Source organism: Pectobacterium sp. A5351 (assembly GCF_028335745.1).
Taxonomy (GTDB): domain Bacteria; phylum Pseudomonadota; class Gammaproteobacteria; order Enterobacterales; family Enterobacteriaceae; genus Pectobacterium.
On the sequence record NZ_CP116477.1, the window covers coordinates 2,531,849 to 2,550,109 of the forward strand.

General features: G+C 53.1%; 14 protein-coding genes. 10 read left to right on the top strand and 4 right to left on the bottom strand.

Features of this window, described 5'->3' with window-relative positions; genetic code table 11:
- The first annotated feature begins 560 nt into the window (after nucleotides 1-560).
- From trxB to infA, 5 genes are all read left to right on the top strand, one after another.
- Nucleotides 561-1,523 carry a thioredoxin-disulfide reductase gene (gene trxB / locus O1Q74_RS11850; RefSeq protein ID WP_271873372.1) on the top strand — a complete coding sequence of 321 codons (963 nt, stop codon included), beginning with the start codon at nucleotides 561-563 and terminating at the stop codon, nucleotides 1,521-1,523.
- A gap of 237 nt (nucleotides 1,524-1,760) precedes the next feature.
- Nucleotides 1,761-3,527: a heme ABC transporter permease/ATP-binding protein CydD gene (gene cydD, locus O1Q74_RS11855; protein ID WP_271873374.1), complete on the top strand. Its 1,767-nt coding sequence runs from the start codon at nucleotides 1,761-1,763 to the stop codon at nucleotides 3,525-3,527.
- Nucleotides 3,527-5,266 carry a heme ABC transporter ATP-binding protein/permease CydC gene (gene cydC / locus O1Q74_RS11860; protein ID WP_271873376.1) on the top strand — a complete coding sequence of 580 codons (1,740 nt, stop codon included), beginning with the start codon at nucleotides 3,527-3,529 and terminating at the stop codon, nucleotides 5,264-5,266. The genes cydD and cydC overlap by 1 nt, the downstream gene beginning before the upstream one ends.
- 34 nt (nucleotides 5,267-5,300) lie before the next feature.
- Nucleotides 5,301-6,005 carry a leucyl/phenylalanyl-tRNA--protein transferase gene (gene aat, locus O1Q74_RS11865; RefSeq protein WP_271878900.1) on the top strand — a complete coding sequence of 235 codons (705 nt, stop codon included), beginning with the start codon at nucleotides 5,301-5,303 and terminating at the stop codon, nucleotides 6,003-6,005.
- Nucleotides 6,006-6,118: 113 nt separating this feature from the next.
- On the top strand, nucleotides 6,119-6,337 hold the full coding sequence (infA, locus tag O1Q74_RS11870; RefSeq protein WP_002211347.1) for a translation initiation factor IF-1: 219 nt from the start codon (nucleotides 6,119-6,121) through the stop codon (nucleotides 6,335-6,337).
- 163 nt (nucleotides 6,338-6,500) lie between these two features.
- Here the strand turns inward: infA and clpA are convergent, their stop codons facing one another.
- Nucleotides 6,501-8,774 carry an ATP-dependent Clp protease ATP-binding subunit ClpA gene (gene clpA / locus O1Q74_RS11875; protein WP_271873378.1) on the bottom strand — a complete coding sequence of 758 codons (2,274 nt, stop codon included), beginning with the start codon at nucleotides 8,772-8,774 and terminating at the stop codon, nucleotides 6,501-6,503.
- A 29-nt stretch (nucleotides 8,775-8,803) separates the two neighbouring features.
- Nucleotides 8,804-9,124, bottom strand: a complete 321-nt coding sequence (clpS, locus tag O1Q74_RS11880) for an ATP-dependent Clp protease adapter ClpS (protein ID WP_271873380.1) — start codon at nucleotides 9,122-9,124, stop codon at nucleotides 8,804-8,806.
- Nucleotides 9,125-9,669: 545 nt separating this feature from the next.
- Between clpS and cspD the strand changes: the two genes are divergently transcribed.
- Nucleotides 9,670-9,891: a cold shock-like protein CspD gene (gene cspD, locus O1Q74_RS11885; protein WP_039489892.1), complete on the top strand. Its 222-nt coding sequence runs from the start codon at nucleotides 9,670-9,672 to the stop codon at nucleotides 9,889-9,891.
- 111 nt (nucleotides 9,892-10,002) lie between these two features.
- Here cspD and O1Q74_RS11890 read toward each other — a convergent pair whose 3' ends face one another.
- Entirely contained in the window at nucleotides 10,003-11,667 is a 1,665-nt protein-coding gene (locus O1Q74_RS11890; RefSeq protein ID WP_271873384.1) for an ATP-dependent endonuclease, read from the bottom strand.
- Between the two features lie 290 nt (nucleotides 11,668-11,957).
- Between O1Q74_RS11890 and hcp the strand changes: the two genes are divergently transcribed.
- From hcp to O1Q74_RS11905, 3 genes are all read left to right on the top strand, one after another.
- On the top strand, nucleotides 11,958-13,610 hold the full coding sequence (hcp, locus tag O1Q74_RS11895) for a hydroxylamine reductase (RefSeq protein WP_271873386.1): 1,653 nt from the start codon (nucleotides 11,958-11,960) through the stop codon (nucleotides 13,608-13,610).
- Nucleotides 13,611-13,749: 139 nt separating this feature from the next.
- Nucleotides 13,750-14,775, top strand: coding sequence for an NADH oxidoreductase (hcr, locus tag O1Q74_RS11900; protein ID WP_271873388.1), 1,026 nt, complete (start codon nucleotides 13,750-13,752; stop codon nucleotides 14,773-14,775).
- Nucleotides 14,776-14,948: 173 nt separating this feature from the next.
- Complete coding sequence (locus tag O1Q74_RS11905) at nucleotides 14,949-16,385, top strand: DUF2867 domain-containing protein (RefSeq protein WP_271873390.1); 1,437 nt, start codon at nucleotides 14,949-14,951, stop codon at nucleotides 16,383-16,385.
- On the opposite strand, the gene O1Q74_RS11910 is transcribed toward O1Q74_RS11905, so the two are convergent.
- A complete protein-coding gene (locus O1Q74_RS11910) occupies nucleotides 16,382-17,209 on the bottom strand; it encodes an N-acetylmuramoyl-L-alanine amidase (RefSeq protein WP_271873392.1) in 828 nt (275 codons plus the stop codon). The genes O1Q74_RS11905 and O1Q74_RS11910 overlap by 4 nt on opposite strands.
- A gap of 308 nt (nucleotides 17,210-17,517) precedes the next feature.
- On the opposite strand from O1Q74_RS11910, the gene artP reads away from it, so the two are divergent.
- Entirely contained in the window at nucleotides 17,518-18,246 is a 729-nt protein-coding gene (gene artP / locus O1Q74_RS11915; protein WP_225087825.1) for an arginine ABC transporter ATP-binding protein ArtP, read from the top strand.
- Nucleotides 18,247-18,261: the final 15 nt, after the last annotated feature.

Below are 18,261 nucleotides of genomic sequence, written 5' to 3' on the forward strand. Positions count from 1 at the left end.
CTGCACCCGCTTACCCCGATAGACCTCATGTATCAGAGCTACCCTTAAAGAAGACACGCTGCCTATTTTGTATATCAACAGTCATCAACTTCTCGTTCTCGCCCCACGTATTGCTCACCCGCGAAAAAGACCATCACGTCATATCCGTGCCCCAAAGGCCGACTACCTGCGCAAAAACGAATAAAAAGCCGAGCTTTTAACTGTTCACATACAAAAAATTTCCTCTTACCCAGATGTTTTCGCAAATGCACAGCCGATTGTCAAAGCAAAACAACGAAAATCAGAAGAAACTGCCAGATTGGATAAGCCAGAGCCATTCGCCAAGGTGACTTCAATCATTTTACTTATGAATGTGGCTGATTTTTCAGCTATTTGTCGTCACCATCGTCATTAACGATTAAACAAATAGCCAGCAACTTTTCTGCATACTTTTTTTACTCCTGTAATTTCCTTACAATCATTCTCATTGTCCGTGGCAGAGACTGTTCGTAATAAGGCAGCGAATTTGTCGTAGAGGCCGTTAATATGAACATTATCCGCCGTCATGAAATGAGGAAAGCATGGGTACCGTTAAACATCACAAGTTATTGATTCTGGGTTCAGGCCCGGCTGGCTATACCGCCGCAGTTTATGCTGCACGAGCGAACTTACAGCCAGTATTAATTACTGGTATGGAAAAAGGCGGTCAGTTGACGACCACGACCGAAGTCGAAAACTGGCCGGGCGACGCCGATGATTTAACAGGCCCACTGTTAATGGAACGCATGCACGCGCATGCAACCAAGTTCAATACCGAAGTAATCTTCGATCATATTGAACGTGTTGATTTGCAGAACCGTCCCTTCCGTTTATTCGGTGATAGCGACGAATACACCTGTGACGCGCTGATCATCGCCACCGGCGCATCGGCTCGCTACCTTGGTCTGCCATCTGAAGACGCATTTAAAGGCAAGGGCGTTTCCGCCTGTGCAACCTGTGACGGGTTCTTCTACCGTAATCAGAAAGTTGCCGTGGTGGGTGGCGGGAATACCGCCGTCGAAGAAGCGCTGTACCTGTCTAACATCGCTGCGGAAGTGCATTTAATCCACCGCCGCGAGACGTTCCGTTCAGAGAAGATTCTGATCGACCGCCTGATGGACAAAGTCAAAAATGGCAACATCATCCTGCATACTAACCGCACGCTGGACGAAGTGCTGGGCGATGATATGGGTGTAACCGGAGTTCGTATCCGCGATACGCAAAGCGATGCAGCGGAAGAGCTGGAACTGGCTGGCGTGTTTATCGCCATCGGCCACAGCCCGAACACGGCCGTATTTGGCGGTCAACTGGAGCTGGAAAACGGCTACATTAAAGTGCAATCCGGTATTCACGGCAACGCGACACAAACCAGCATTCCTGGCGTTTTTGCCGCAGGCGACGTCATGGACCACATTTACCGTCAGGCCATTACCTCCGCGGGTACCGGCTGTATGGCGGCACTGGATGCAGAACGTTACCTGGACGGATTGACCGTCAGCAAGTAATTCGCTGTTAAGAACGGGGCGGCGACAGCCGTTCCGTTTTCTTCCCTCTGCTTTACCTCACGCAACACAAAAATTGATCGTCTCACCCATTTCCCCTCTCCTTTTCGTTTGCAGCGCGTCCTCGTCGCGGTAACATGGCATCATTCTGCCTGATAGAAGATAATTTTGTTAACTAACAGTTACATAAGAGTTATTTTCTGTTAAGTCCATTTCTGCAATATAACGAACTGGTGCCTGATGAAAAAAACCAGACAGCAAGAACTGACCGCCTGGCTGAAACAGCAGAGTAAGCTGGCGCAACGTTGGCTACGGATTTCACTGCTGCTTGGATTCCTGAGCGGCGCGTTAATCGTGGCACAAGCCTGGCTATTAGCTACGCTGCTTCATGCCCTGATCATTGAGCATGCCCCCCGAGAATCCCTGCTCTCCCCGTTTTTTCTACTAATCGCGACCTTCATTCTGCGTGCGCTCAACAGTGTGTTACGCGAGCACGTCGGTTTTCTGTGCGGACAAGCGGTTCGACAGCAAATTCGTAAGCTGGTACTGGACCGATTGCAACAGCTTGGTCCTGCCTGGGTACAGGGCAAACCCGCCGGTAGTTGGGCAACGATGATTCTTGAGCAGGTTGATGATATGCAGGATTATTACGCCCGCTACCTGCCACAAATGTATCTTGCCGCGCTGATTCCGTTACTTATCTTAATCACGATCTTCCCGCTCAACTGGGCTGCTGGCTTGATTCTGTTTTTGACTGCCCCGCTCATCCCGCTTTTTATGGCGCTGGTCGGCATGGGCGCGGCGGATGCCAACCGACGCAATTTTCTGGCGCTGGCACGCCTGAGCGGACATTTCCTCGATCGCCTGCGCGGAATGGAGACGCTACGCCTGTTTCATCGTGGCCAGGCTGAAACCGAACAAATCCGCCACGCTTCCGAAGATTTCCGTAGCCGCACGATGGAAGTGCTGCGCATGGCGTTTCTTTCCTCGGGCGTACTGGAGTTTTTTGCCTCCATTTCGATCGCCGTTGTCGCCGTCTATTTCGGTTTCTCTTATCTTGGGGAACTGGACTTCGGCCATTACGGAATGGGGGTAACGCTCTTTGCTGGTTTTCTCGTGCTAATTCTGGCACCGGAGTTTTTTCAGCCCCTACGCGATCTGGGCACCTTCTATCATGCCAAAGCCCAAGCTATCGGCGCAGCAGAATCACTGGTGACCTTTTTAGCCGAGGAAGGAGAAACGGTGGGCTTTGGCACCCAAGTATTCAGCAGCAATACTGCCATTGCCATTCGGGCGGAAGAGCTGGTTGTCCTCGCGCCGAATGGCACACCGCTAACTCAACCGTTGACGTTCGATATTCACGCAGGCGAGCGTATCGCGCTAGTCGGCCTCAGCGGCGCAGGAAAAAGTTCGCTGCTTAATGCGCTGCTGGGGTTCCTGCCCTATCGCGGATCACTGACCGTTAACAGTCAGGCTTTAAACACGCTAACCCCTGAATCATGGCGTAAACAACTGAGCTGGGTTGGGCAAAATCCCCATTTACCGGAGCAAACGCTGCGCAGCAATATTCTGCTGGGCAACCCGCGGGCCAGTATTGTGGAGTTACAGCAGGCGATTGAGCGTGCCTATGTGCAGGAGTTTTTACCACAGCTTCCACAAGGGCTGGAAACCACGATCGGTGACAGCGCGGCGCGCTTATCCGTCGGGCAGGCACAGCGCGTCGCCGTTGCCCGCGCGCTGATCCATCCTTGCCACTTATTGCTGTTGGATGAACCTTCAGCCAGTCTCGATGCCCATAGCGAAGAGCTGGTCATGACGGCGTTGAACGAAGCCGCACGCCACCAGACCACACTGCTGGTCACGCACCAGCTCACGGATATCACCGAGTATGACGCGATTTGGGTCATGGACAGCGGTCAGTTAGTCCAACGGGGTAATTATCAAACACTCCGCGCCGAAGCTGGCCCCTTCGCGGCGCTGCTGGCACAACGACAGGAGGCGCTGTAATGGCTCAGAGAAAAACGATGCAAGTATTAAAACCGTTTCTGGCACTCTACCGCCAACACATCTGGCGCTTAAGCCTGGGCATTGTGCTGGCTATCGCTACGCTACTTGCCAGCATCGGCCTGCTCGCGCTATCCGGCTGGTTTCTGGCGGGTGCTGCACTGGCAGGCATTGTTGGGCTACTCACCTTTAACTATATGCTGCCAGCCGCCGGCGTGCGGGGTGCGGCGATTGCACGTACGGCCGGGCGCTATGGCGAACGAGTCGTCAGTCACGACGCCACCTTTCGCGTTCTGCTGCGCTTACGTGTTTTCACCTTTTCACGTATTTTGCCGCTCTCTCCGGGTGGGCTGGCGCAATTTCGTCAGGCTGAACTGCTCAATCGGCTTGTGGCGGACGTGGATACGCTCGACCATCTCTATCTTCGCGTGATTTCCCCCATCGTCAGCGCATTCGCCGTCATTCTTATCGTCTGTTACGGTCTGAGCTTCATTGATGCCTCATTGGCGTTAACGCTTGGTGCCATCATGCTGGTGCTGTTGTTATGTCTGCCAATTCTGTTTTATCGGGCAGGAAACAGTATCGGGCAGGATTTGACCGCGCGGCGGGCACAATACCGCCTCCAACTGACGACCTGGCTGCAAGGTCAGGCGGAGCTAACCGTCTTCGGCGCACTCGAACGCGTTCGTCAGCAGTTGGCGCTGGTGGAAATTAACTGGCTGCGTCGTCAACGCCAGCAAGCCAATCTTACCGGCCTGTCTCAGGCGGCGATGATTCTGTGCAGTGGGCTGACCGTTACCCTGATTCTGTGGCTGGCAGCAGATGGCGTTGGTGGTAATCCACAGCCCGGCGCGTTGATTGCCCTGTTCGTGTTTGCCTCGCTTGCCGCCTTCGAGGCGCTGGCTCCCGTCACGGTGGCTTTTCAGCATATGGGACAAGTGATTGCCTCCGCGGCTCGGGTCGATCAAATCATTCGTCAGCCCGTTGACGTCACGTTCCCGGAGCATGGGCCAGAAACCTCGCGTGAGGCGTCGCTAGACATCTCACATGTCGGTTTCACGTATCCCGGTCAACCCCAGTCCGTGCTACAGAATATTACCCTTTCCATTCAACCGGGCGAGCATCTGGCACTGCTGGGGCGTACCGGATGCGGGAAATCGACGCTATTACAATTGCTGACTCGGGCATGGAATTGTGAATACGGAGACATTACGCTGAATGGTCATCCCCTTGCCGATTGGCGGGAAGCCGATCTCCGTGCAATGATGAGCGTCGTACCACAACGCGTACATATTTTTAGCGCAACGCTGCGCGACAACCTGCTACTGGCCACCCCCACTGCGCGGGACGAAAAGCTGGCAGAGATATTACAGCAGGTTGGATTAGAAAAACTGTTGGAAAATGAAGGGCTGAATGCCTGGCTGGGAGAAGGCGGTCGCCAGCTCTCCGGCGGCGAACAGCGCCGTATCGCATTAGCACGCGCTTTATTGCACGACGCACCGCTCGTGCTATTGGATGAGCCTACTGAAGGATTGGATGCAGAAACCGAAAAACGTATTCTGCAACTGCTCCGCCAGCACTGTGCTGATAAGACGCTGATCGTCATCACTCACCGGTTATACGGCTTAGAATCAATGGATCGCATCTGTATTCTGGACGACGGCAAAGTGATCGAGCAGGGTAGCCATCAGATGTTAATGGCAGAAAAAGGGCGTTATTGGCAATTCCGCCAACACGTTTGAGGCAAACTCAGTTGAAACACAACGTTTGAAAAATATGCGCCTATACCAGCTATCGTCTCAATCGCTTCAGTTTCCTGATCCGAATCATGCGCTGGATGACCCCAACGGCCTGCTGGCCGTTGGCGGCGATCTCTCCGTTGCCAGGCTGAAAGCGGCTTACCGACAGGGCATTTTCCCTTGGTACTCCCCCGGTGAACCTATCTTATGGTGGTCTCCGAATCCGCGTGCGGTTCTCTTTCCCGGTGAATTCCATCTCAGCCGCAGCATGAAAAAGTTCCTGAAACGTCATACTTTCCATGCCACGCTCAATCAGGCGTTTGATGATGTCATTCACGCCTGCGCGCACGAGCACCAAGACGGCACCTGGATTACACCGGGCATTATTACAGCCTATCGCCAACTTCATCAGGTTGGGAAAGCCCATTCCGTCGAAGTGTGGCAGGATGACAAACTGGTTGGTGGATTATATGGCATTGAGCAAGGAAGATTATTTTGCGGTGAGTCAATGTTCAGCCGTACGGATAATGCGTCAAAATACGCACTGCTGGCATTTCAACAACATTTTACCCGCCACGGTGGTCATTTGATCGATTGTCAGGTGTTAAACGCCCATACCGCGTCGCTGGGCGTGAGTGAAATCCCCCGCGATCGCTTCCTGCAACTGCTTTCTCAGTGGCAGGATCTCACCGTCGATGACGGTTGCTGGTTACCACAATCGCTCGCCGAACCCGTACTATGACAGAGAAAACCGGGTAAATAACGTCCCAAACGTGAACGCTTCTTTACATAATGGCGGTTTTTCGGCATTATCTTGCGGTTAAAAAATAAAGGTAGTGAGACCTAGAGGATTCGATGGCCAAAGAAGACAATATTGAAATGCAAGGCACCGTGCTTGATACGCTGCCCAACACCATGTTCCGCGTTGAATTGGAAAACGGGCACGTGGTTACCGCTCATATCTCCGGTAAAATGCGTAAAAACTATATCCGCATCCTGACGGGCGACAAAGTCACTGTAGAGCTGACCCCGTACGACCTGAGTAAAGGCCGCATTGTCTTCCGCAGCCGTTAACCGGTTCGCCCATCGCTGAGAACAGCGATATATGAGGATGTGACTCCCTCCCCAGCCCTTCCCTTTCATGGTAAGGGCTTTTGTTTTTTGGAGAACGTCTGACAAAGGGATGTAAAAAAGGGATGCCTTAGCATCCCTCTTAGATAACAACATACGATATCGATTAATTAACGCTTTCCGCTTTCCGCTTCTCCGCGCTCTGGAAGCCGTAAGTCAGTTGCTGCGTCTCTTTATCCAGTTCCACCGTGACAGAGCCACCATCCACCAGCGAACCAAACAGCAGCTCGTTGGCCAGCGGTTTCTTGAGGCTTTCCTGCATTACGCGTGCCATCGGTCGGGCTCCCATGGCTTTGTCGTAGCCTTTTTCTGCCAGCCAGTTACGCGCTTCCTCACTGACTTCCAGCGATACGCCTTTCGCATCCAACTGCGCCTGAAGTTCCACGATAAATTTATCGACAACCTGCTGAATGACGTCGGTAGACAGATGGTTGAACCAGATAATGCCATCCAGACGGTTACGGAACTCCGGCGTAAATACCTTCTTGATCTCTTCCATCGCATCACTGCTATTGTCCTGATGGATGATACCGATAGATTTACGCTGTGTTTCCCGCACGCCCGCGTTGGTGGTCATGACGACAATGACATTACGGAAATCCGCTTTGCGGCCATTGTTGTCCGTCAGCGTCCCGTTATCCATCACCTGCAACAGCAGATTAAAGACATCAGGATGCGCTTTCTCGATCTCATCCAGCAGCAGTACCGCATGAGGATGCTTAATGACGGCATCCGTCAGCAGGCCGCCCTGATCGTAGCCCACATAGCCGGGAGGCGCACCAATCAAGCGGCTAACCGTATGACGTTCCATATATTCGGACATATCAAAGCGCAGCAGTTCAATATCCAGCGCTTTAGCCAGCTGTAACGTCACTTCCGTCTTACCAACACCAGTAGGACCGGCGAACAGGAAGGAACCGACCGGTTTACGCTCCTGACCCAGCCCTGCACGGCTCATCTTGATAGACTCAGACAGCGCTTCAATAGCCTTGTCCTGTCCGAACACCAGCATTTTCAGGCGGTCGCTGAGGTTCTTCAGCACATCGCGATCGCTGGCGGAGACGGTTTTTTCTGGAATACGGGCAATACGGGCGACAACGGATTCGATGTCACTCACATTAACCGTTTTCTTCCGCTTGCTGACTGGCACCAGACGGCTGCGTGCGCCCGCTTCATCGATCACATCAATCGCTTTATCCGGCAGGTGACGATCGTTGATATATTTCACCGCCAGCTCTACCGCTGCGCGAATTGCTTTCGACGTATAGCGAACATCATGGTGAGCCTCATACTTTGGCTTCAGGCCATTAATGATTTGTATGGTTTCTTCCACGCTGGGTTCAGTGATATCGATTTTCTGGAAACGACGCGCCAGCGCCCGATCCTTTTCAAAGATATTACTGAATTCCTGATAGGTGGTTGAACCGATGACACGAATCTTGCCGCTGGAAAGCAGCGGTTTAATCAGATTAGCGGCATCAACCTGACCACCGGACGCGGCACCCGCACCGATAATCGTGTGAATTTCATCAATGAACAGAATGCTGTTTTTATCCTGTTCGAGCTGTTTCAGCAGCGCCTTGAAGCGTTTTTCAAAATCACCGCGATATTTCGTTCCTGCCAGCAGCGCACCGATGTCAAGCGAGTACAGGGTGCACTCCGCCATCACTTCCGGCACATCGCCCTGCACAATACGCCAGGCCAGCCCTTCAGCAATTGCGGTTTTACCCACACCGGATTCGCCGACCAGCAGCGGGTTATTTTTACGACGGCGGCACAATACCTGAATCGTGCGTTCCAGTTCTTTATCCCGGCCAATGAGCGGATCGATGCCGCCAACACGAGCCAGTTGATTCAGATTGGTGGTGAAGTTTTCCATACGATCTTCCCCTCCTGCCTGTTCTTCATTGACGGGATTTTCAGGGTTCGGCGCCTGATCGGTTTCTTCTTTACGCGTGCCGTGAGAAATAAAGTTCACGACATCCAGACGGCTGACGTCATGCTTACGCAGCAGGTAGGCAGCCTGAGATTCCTGTTCGCTAAAAATCGCGACCAAAACGTTGGCACCGGACACTTCGCTGCGACCGGAGGACTGCACATGGAAAACAGCGCGTTGGAGTACGCGTTGAAAGCTGAGCGTCGGCTGAGTTTCTCGCTCGTCGTCACTCTGCGGTAATGTTGGTGTGGTCTGCTCAATGAACGCCTCCAGTTCCTGGCGCAGGGCGGCTAAATCTACCGTGCAGGCTTCCAGTGCTTCACGGGCGGCTGGGTTACTGAGCAGTGCTAACAGCAGGTGCTCCACGGTCATAAACTCGTGTCGGTGCTCACGCGCTCTGGCGAAAGCCATGTTGAGACTGAGTTCCAGTTCTTGATTGAGCATAGGCACCTCTCCCAATAAATCGCCTGACTTCAGGCTTTTTCCAGCGTACAGAGCAGCGGGTGCTCATTTTCTCTGGCATAACGATTGACTTGTACGACCTTGGTCTCAGCCACTTCAGCACTGAATACGCCACAAATCGCTTTACCCTGATAATGCACGGTTAACATAAGCTGCGTGGCACGTTCAATATCATAAGAAAAGAACTTTTGCAGAACGTCAATAACAAATTCCATCGGGGTGTAATCATCGTTATTCAACACCACGTTATACATGGACGGTGGCTGCAATTTTTCTTTCTGTTTATCGACAGTCAGGTTCTCGGATTGTGACCACGTACTGTTGTTTCCCATTCTCTATCCACATCATGTAACGAATATCGCGCCCCGCGACATTGGTCTGTTATTCCCAATAGATTCGAGAAGCAGGAAATGAGACCTGCGACTTGAAAGATGACGGGTATCTCTTAATGTGGCTCACTTAAGTATAGGATTAGGGGAAAACATGATGATAAGGCTCCCACAGGGATGCCTCACACCGTGGTAGCCCCCGGTATCTCGATTCTTAAACGATCGACACTACGGATATCTCTGTATTTACAGTATCACGTCTACTTTTTATTTTTCCACCTAAGGGATTAAATGGTTCCTGGAAAGTAAAATTCAAGGCCTGTAATCGATATCTTGAGTACGCAGCGCGATCGTGGGTTCATCAATAGCGTTATCTGCATCAAACTTTGACAAACTCCCCTCAACACCACGCGGTAGATCGCTTGACGCCGGGATCGATTTCACTAAAGTGTACGAATGAATTGATGGGGTTTTAATCAATTCGTATTCGTAGTAACCAAATAACCACACCTTACTGAAAAGAATACTCTTGCGAAGGATGTCAATGCATGGAGACAGGTACTGTTAAATGGTTCAATAATGCCAAAGGGTTTGGTTTTATCTGTCCAGAAGGGGGGGGTGACGATATCTTCGCGCACTACTCAACCATTCAAATGGATGGCTACCGGACTCTGAAAGCCGGACAGGTTGTGAGGTTTGATGTTCATCAAGGGCCGAAAGGCAATCATGCCTGCCTGATCGTCCCGCAAATCACCGAGGCCGCATCCTGACCCTTTCTATCACCCTACACGTTTACTCAGAACACCTACGCTAAACCGTAAAATGACTATAATGCGACAAATGCCGTTCACGACACTGAGCGGCATTTTTTTATCGTGCAACTAATCTGCACGTCCACGAGCCAGCCACAGTACACGGGAGAACATACTGCGAATCAGCGGCGGAATGGCATCGTTTCCCATCGCCGCGGCTTCCATCGCCACTTCAATCGCCAGGTCGGGTTTGGATGAACGATGGATCGCTTTGATGATGATTTTGTGCATCGATAGCGCTACCTTCTCCGGCAATTGCGCAGTGCGGTGGTAAACGTGGCTGAATCCCTCACGATACATGTAGTGCTCCATATCTGATGCAGGCAGAACGGTCAGATGATCTCGTTCGCTTTCGTCCTGTGCGGTTAACATGCTTTTCGCCGTTGCCGCATATTTTTTCCCCGCGTCATCACCATCGACCAGCACATGCCATTCAATCCCCATTCGCCGTGCGAATCTCAGTAATGGCCGGAGCCCGGACTGAGCAAACTCAATCACTTTCACCCCCTCAGCTTCAAAATGATGCCCACATTGGCGCGCCAGTTCATTCAGCATCCAGACTTCAGTTTCACCTTCCACCAGTAGCCAGCAGCGGGCAAAGAGTGAAGAAGGCCGATTCATACGAATATGAAACGCAATACGTCGACTGTCTTCCGCATTCATCCCCTGACGACCCATCCGGTACGTCGCAACCCGTGAAGATTCACGCACCAGACGGCACACCTGTTCCATCGGTACCAGCGACAGCAGTTCTCCCGAATTCGTTGTCGTGACTTTCTGGAGCGGCAATTGCGTCAGAAGCCCCCACGCTACTGACAGCATAATCGGGTGCAGGCGGGTTTCGGGGTCTTCAATCAGCAACAGCGGGCGGGCATGCGGATCCAGCACCACCGATCCTTTCGCCTGCAACAGCGTAGAAAACAACTCCAGCAGGATAATGCGGCGACTGCGGCTATTCGGGTCAGCAATCAGGCGGTTGATGTTGTCCAGCGATCGCCACGATTTACCGTTGTGCGCTCGCGCATGACGATGGTGGCGTCGGTCGTTGCCCGTGGCGTTCTGCTCGGAAAAATAGTGCTCCAGTAGTTGCCGCATCGCCACTAAGCCATGACGCAGCTCTTTATCCGTCAGCTTCTGCGGATTTTGCGCCAGCTCACGCATCAGTTGTTCAAACTGCTGCGCCAGCTTTTCATTACTATTATCTAATGTTGCCGCCAGTGTCCCGGAACGCAGACGCCGCATAAAACGCGCATCGCGCAGCCGCAGCACCGGATGCAGGCGAATAATCTCTCTGGCCAGCTCATCAATATCTTCCAGCGGTATCGGGTGCCCGTCTGCGCCGAGAAAACTACGCCAGGTGAAGACCGATTGGCTTTCGTCTACCTCCCCCTCCAGCCGATAAAATATACGACATAGCGATGCCTCACCCTCCACCCAAACGGGACTAAGTGAACGATAGCGAGGGGCTAAATGGTGACCGGGTGCGGTTTCGCAGAACGTAAAAATAATCTGAAGGTGTTTTTCCCGACTATTTTCATCTCCCGGTGTGAAGTGAAAGTCCTGCATATCAAAATGATAAAGCGGCAACGTCGGAGCCAGCAGCAGGGAGAGCGCGTCCAGCAGGCTTGATTTCCCCCAGGCGTTTTCACCAATCAGCACATTATTCTCGTCCAGCATTAGCGACAGACGATTGATTCCCCGAAATCCCAGGATTTCAATACTTTCCAGATGCATCCTTCTCTCCTGTAGCGGCTGCCTGCGGGTTTCTGCTGTCATCGCGTGTAGTGTAGATCATCTGGCTACCTTGCACGTGATTCATTCAACAAGAGGGATTTATTTTACTTAATGGTCGCCTTTTACCCTCACAGATCCCCCGTGATTGAGAGTGATTTTCATTGCTCATCATCAAAATTGCGCTAAATCAAATTTACCTAAAGTTGCAGTAAAAAAGCCTTTTTACCTGCCTCGGCTGACACTATGCTTTAAACAAGCATTTAAAATGCAACTTAAAAAAGGACATCATTATGTTTTGTGTGCAATGTGAACAAACGATTCGTACCCCTGTTGGAAACGGCTGCTCTTACGCGCAGGGCATGTGCGGTAAAACCGCAGAAACCTCCGACCTGCAAGACCTGCTGGTCGCTGTGCTGCAAGGGCTTTCTGCCTGGGTGTTGAAAGCGCGCGAGCTGGATATCATCGATCACGAGATAGACAGTTTTGCGCCACGCGCCTTTTTCTCTACATTGACCAACGTAAATTTCGATTCCCAGCGCATTATTGGCTACGCACAGGAAGCCATCACACTGCGTGAGTCTCTGGCCGTTCGCTGCCGTCTGCATGATGCCACTGCGACGGTGGATCACCCAATGGCAGCGCTGCAACTGGCTGGCAACGATATTCCGACCTTGCTGCAACAGGCGGCGGATTTTGCGCTGGACAGCGATAAAGCTCTCGTCGGCGATGATGTTCACGGCTTGCGCATGCTCAACCTCTACGGCCTGAAAGGTGCCGCAGCCTATATGGAGCACGCTCACGTTCTCGGCCAATACGATGACGCGATTTATGCCGAATATCATTCTTTCATGGCATGGTTGGGCACGCAACCATCCGATGTTGACACCCTGCTGAACAACGCCATGGGCATCGGTAAAATGAACTTCAACGTTATGGCGATCCTCGACCATGGCGAAACCAATGCTTACGGTCATCCACAGCCGACCTCCGTTAACGTCCGCCCGATTGCGGGTAAAGCGATTCTGATTTCCGGTCATGACCTGAAAGATCTGCGCATGCTTCTGGAGCAAACCGAAGGCACCGGCGTGAATATTTATACCCACGGCGAGATGCTGCCTGCGCACGGTTACCCAGAGCTGAAAAAATTCTCGCATCTGGCGGGTAACTACGGCAGCGGCTGGCAGAACCAACAGACTGAGTTTGCCAAATTCCCTGGCGCGATCGTCATGACTTCCAACTGTATTATCGATCCAAACGTAGGCAACTACGGCGACCGTATCTGGACGCGCAGCATCGTTGGCTGGCCGGGCGTGAACCACCTGGAAGGCGACGATTTCAGCCCAGTTATCGAACAGGCACAGAGTCTGGCTGGTTTCCCATACAGCGAAATCGAGCACATGATCACCGTTGGCTTTGGTCGTGAAACCCTGCTGAGCGCTGCTGATACCGTGATCGATCTGGTCGCACAGAAAAAACTGCGCCACGTCTTCCTGGTTGGCGGGTGCGACGGTAGCCGCGAAGAACGTAGCTACTTCACTGATTTCACGCTGAACGTTCCACAGGACTGCCTGATCATGACGCTGGCCTGTGGTAAATACCGTTTCAACAAGCTGGATTTCGGTACGCTGGAAGGTCTGCCGCGTCTGCTGGATGTCGGCCAATGTAATGATGCCTACTCCGCCATTATTCTGGCCGTCAAACTGGCAGAAAAACTGGGCTGTGGTGTGAACGACCTACCGTTGAGTCTGGTGCTGTCCTGGTTTGAACAGAAGGCGATCGTCATCCTGCTCACCCTACTGTCCCTCGGCGTGAAGAATATCTATACCGGGCCAACGGCGCCGGGATTCCTGACGGACAACCTGCTCGCCATTCTGAACGAGAAATTCGGTATGCGGGCGATTACCACCGTTGAACAGGACATGAACACCATTCTGGCCGCTTGATGAATCAATGCGGACGGAGGAGCGCGTTCCTCGTCACGCAGCGTGAGGTGTCGGCATTGATGCCTCACGCTAAGCCCACTGTCTTATGGGCTGCCATTTTTACACGCTTCACCGTACCCGTTTGTTATGGAGATTGATTATGACCATGCCCGCACTACAGATTGGGCCGACACCGCTTTGTTCTAACCGCATGCAGGTGCATTCCATTACTCAGGAGACGCCCGATGTCTGGACGATTTCACTGGTTAATCATGATTTTTACCCGTACCAGCCGGGTCAGTATGCGTTGGTCAGCATTGCTAACAACGCGGAGACGCTGCGGGCTTATACGATTTCTTCTTCACCGGGGCTCAGCCGCTTTATTACTCTCACGGTAAGAAGGCTGGACGACGGTATCGGTTCTCGCTGGCTGACCCAAACGCTGAAAGCCGGTGATTACCTGTGGCTGTCCGATGCACAGGGCGAATTTACCTGCACCAACGCGGTCAGCGATCGCTATCTGATGGCGGCGGCAGGCTGTGGCGTCACGCCGATTATGTCGATGTGTCGCTGGCTGCTGGCAAACAAACCGCAAACCGATATCCACGTCATTTTCAACGTGCGCAATCCGTTGCAGGTGATTTTCGCCAGCGAATGGCAAGAGCTGGTGCAGCGTTATCCGCAGCAGCTGCATCTGACGCTGATGGCGGAGTTTGACGCCGTGCCCGGTTTTCTCGCCGGACGTATCAGCGGCGATCGGTTAGTCGAACAGGTGCCGGATATCGCCAGCCGTACCGTGATGACCTGCGGCCCGGCTCCGTACATGAACCAGATTGAAGCCCTGAGTCAGCAGTTTGGCGTTGCCTCAAACCGCATCTTTAAAGAACAGTTCCGTCCAGCAGATGAAGCGCTGGATGAAGATGCCGATCGGCTCACGTTGACCATCAGCCGTCCGCTGAAAAACCTAAGCGTGCCGGTCGGTCTCAGCCTGTTGGCCGCACTGGAAACCAATAAGGTGCCGATTGTCGCCGCCTGCCGCGCCGGGGTTTGCGGGAGTTGTAAAACCCGCGTGCTATCCGGCCATTTCACGACGACCAGTACCATGACGCTAACACCAGCCGAAATCGAACAGGGCTATGTTTTGGCCTGTAGTTGCCAGTTGCAAGGCGACACCGTTCTGGCCTGATACACCCCTTGCTTTACCCCCTTCTGCCCGGTAGCGTCTGCTATCGGGCAGGCAGGCTTATCGTCAATTACCCCTTGTTATCGCAGACTTTTCGCTGTTTCCCCGTTTCCCCGTCACGAATTATTTAGGATATAGTAAGCCATGGTTATATTTTGCTGTGGAGCCGCTGGCACATGACATCCTCCTCTGCCCCGATCCTGATTCTGGGCGCAACCGGCTACATTGGCCGCCATTTAACCGAGCGGTTAAGCAAACAAGGCAATCGGATCATCGCCGCGGGTCGTCATACCGAATCCCTCGCGTCACGGAATTGGTCGGGTGTCGACTGCCAACAGGTGGATCTCGCCAAGCCAGAAAGCCTGCCTGATGGCCTGTGGGGCGCGGAAACACTCTATTATCTGGTGCACAGCATGGGCGACGGCGCAGACTTCGTGGCAAGGGAGCGGATGGCGGCCATGAATCTGTTGCTGGCACTGGCTTCCAGCCGCGTAAAACAGATTATCTATCTGGGATCGCTTCAGGCGAAAGATGACACCTCGCCGCATATGCAGGCGCGCCAGATTACTGGTGATATTCTGCGCAGCAGCGGTATTCCCGTCACGGAGCTGCGTGCGGGCATTATTATCGGCGCGGGTTCAGCGGCGTTCGAGATCATGCGTGATATGGTCTATAACCTGCCGGTGTTGACGCCGCCGCGCTGGGTGCGTTCTAAATCATCCCCCATTGCGCTGGAAAACCTGCTGGTCTATCTGATCGACATCATGCAGCACCCCGCGACAGAAAACCGCATCATGGACGCCGCAGGCCCTGAATACATCAGCTACCAGACGATGTTCGAGCGTTTCATTCAGATTAGCGGCAAGCGCAGAGTGCTGATTCCCGTTCCGATGCCAACCCATCTGGTGTCCGTCTGGTTCTTGCATCTGGTGACCTCGGTTCCCCCTTCTATCGCCCGCGCGCTGATTCAGGGGCTAAAACACGATTTACAGGCCGATGGCCGCGAACTCCAGGCATTGATCCCACAAACGCTGATTAGCTTTGATGATGCAGTGCGCTTCACGTTGCAAAGCGAAATGGAAAGTGTGCAGCAGGCCGATTGGGGCGATGACACCGAGGTTCGCGCACGCTGGAAGCCCAATTACGGCTTTTACCCTAAACAGGCGGGCCATACGATGGAAACGACCGCTTCCAGTCAGGCGCTCTGGCAGGTCATCCAGCAGGTCGGCGGGAAAGAAGGCTATTTTTACGCGAATACGCTGTGGAATATCCGCGCTCGGCTGGACGATCTCTGCGGCAACGGCGTGACTTATGGGCGCCCCGAGCGCCCGACGCTGGAAGTGGGCGACAAGATTGACGGCTGGAAGGTCATTTCGATCAAACCACAGCGTCAGTTGGTGCTGCTATTTGGTATGAAAGCGCCGGGGCTGGGTAAACTCAACTTTACTATCACGGACAAAGGCACTCACCGCACCGTGGACGTCCGCGCCCGATGGCACCCTTCCGGGTTCAACGGGCTGGTTTACTGGTTTCTGATGATGCCCGCTCACCTGTTTATCTTCCGTGGCATGGCGGCGCGTATTGCGAAACTGGCAGAGAAGGAAGCGATTTAGCGGCTGCCGTATTTCTCCAGCAGCGCATCAACAATCGCTTCACTCTGCGCATCTGGCTGGCCTTGATAGTTCTCAGGGCGGAAATGCATCTGGAAAGCGGCAATCACCTGCCGCTTCTCACGCGCGGTCATCGTTTCCTGCACCGCATAGCCATAGCGCCCCAATTTTTCCAGCAGAACCGCCTCATCCACCAGCTGTGTCGCGGGTCGTCCGTTCAAATAAAATGCGACCCGCTGCGCATCCGGCCAGGCACCAACGCCCGCCTGTGCCAGCGCCCGCCAGGGGAATAGCGGCCCGGGATCTTGTTTCCGCTGTGGGGCAATATCGCTGTGCGCGACGACATTCTGCGGGGCAATCTGGTAGCGTTCGACAATATCGCGGGCGAGAGCCGTCACAAGTTGAATCTGCGAGGCGGTGAACGGTTCCCACGTATAGCCCGTTAACGTGCGCTGATAGCCCGCGTTTTCGATCTCAATACCAATCGAGGAATGATTCAACCGGCTAAACCCGCGCCAGCTACTGGCTCCTGCATGCCAGGCAGCCTGAGATTCCGGCACCAATTGCCAGGCAAGCGGTTTGCCGCGCCGCAAGGGTGGGTGTGCAGGAATGAGATAATGCGCACTGACGTGTTCATTCGTCAGAATATTCAGCGAGGAGGCAAAGTCTTCCGCCGTGTAGTGAATCACCAGAAAGCGGATGCGAGATTCCTGCGCTCGCGACTGCAATGCGGTCTCCAGCACATAATTATTCTGTTCCTGTAACGAGGAAGCCGATTGGCACCCCGTCAACAGCCCCAACGCTATGCAGACCATCCATTTCAACATCGTTATTCCACTATTATGTGCGCTTTTCACTACATGCTTTCGCCAACTCACACGCGTTCACTCACCCTCGCGCGCAATTATTTGAAGCCATTCGCCGCTATCTGAGAAATTTTACTGTTACTGATTATCAACGTGCGGCACTGTCAGCAACCCACGATGAGAAAGCGCGGATCCAAGCTGTAAGCCGTTATTTTGTGCTATTATTTAACCAACAAATCGCTTATTGGCAAATTTTAACCCACGGTGATTGCATAACTATTCTGCCAACGTTAACATTCGCCGCATCAATGTCTATTCAATTCTTACGCATGAGTATTCAACTAAACGGCATTAACTGTTTCTACGGCACATACCAGGCGCTATTTGACATCACCCTTGATTGTCCTGCGGGTGAAACACTGGTGCTTCTTGGCCCCAGCGGTGCGGGAAAGAGCTCGCTGATACGCGTTCTTAATCTGTTGGAAATGCCACGCTCTGGCACGCTTTCCATCGCCGGTAATCAGTTTGATTTTCAGCGCACGCCATCCGACAGCGCGATCCGTGAGTTGCGTCAGAACGTTGGAATGGTGTTCCAGCAATACAATTTATGGCCGCACCTGACCGTGGTGCAAAACCTGATTGAAGCGCCCTGCCGCGTGCTGGGGCTGAGTAAAGAAGAAGCCAAAGCGCGCGCAGACAAACTGCTGACGCGTCTGCGCCTCAATGACTTTGCCGATCGCTTCCCTCTTCATCTTTCTGGCGGACAACAACAGCGTGTCGCGATTGCGCGTGCGTTGATGATGGAACCTCAGGTTCTACTGTTTGATGAACCGACTGCCGCGCTGGATCCAGAGATTACCGCTCAGGTCGTCAACATCATCCGTGAATTGTCAGAAACCGGCATCACGCAGGTGATCGTGACTCACGAGGTTGAATTTGCCCGTAAAACGGCCAGCCGTGTGGTGTATATGGAAAACGGCCGCATTGTTGAACAGGGGGATGCGACGCACTTTACCCAGCCGCAGACGCCTGAATTCGCTGGTTACTTATCACATTGATTACTATCAGGAAAA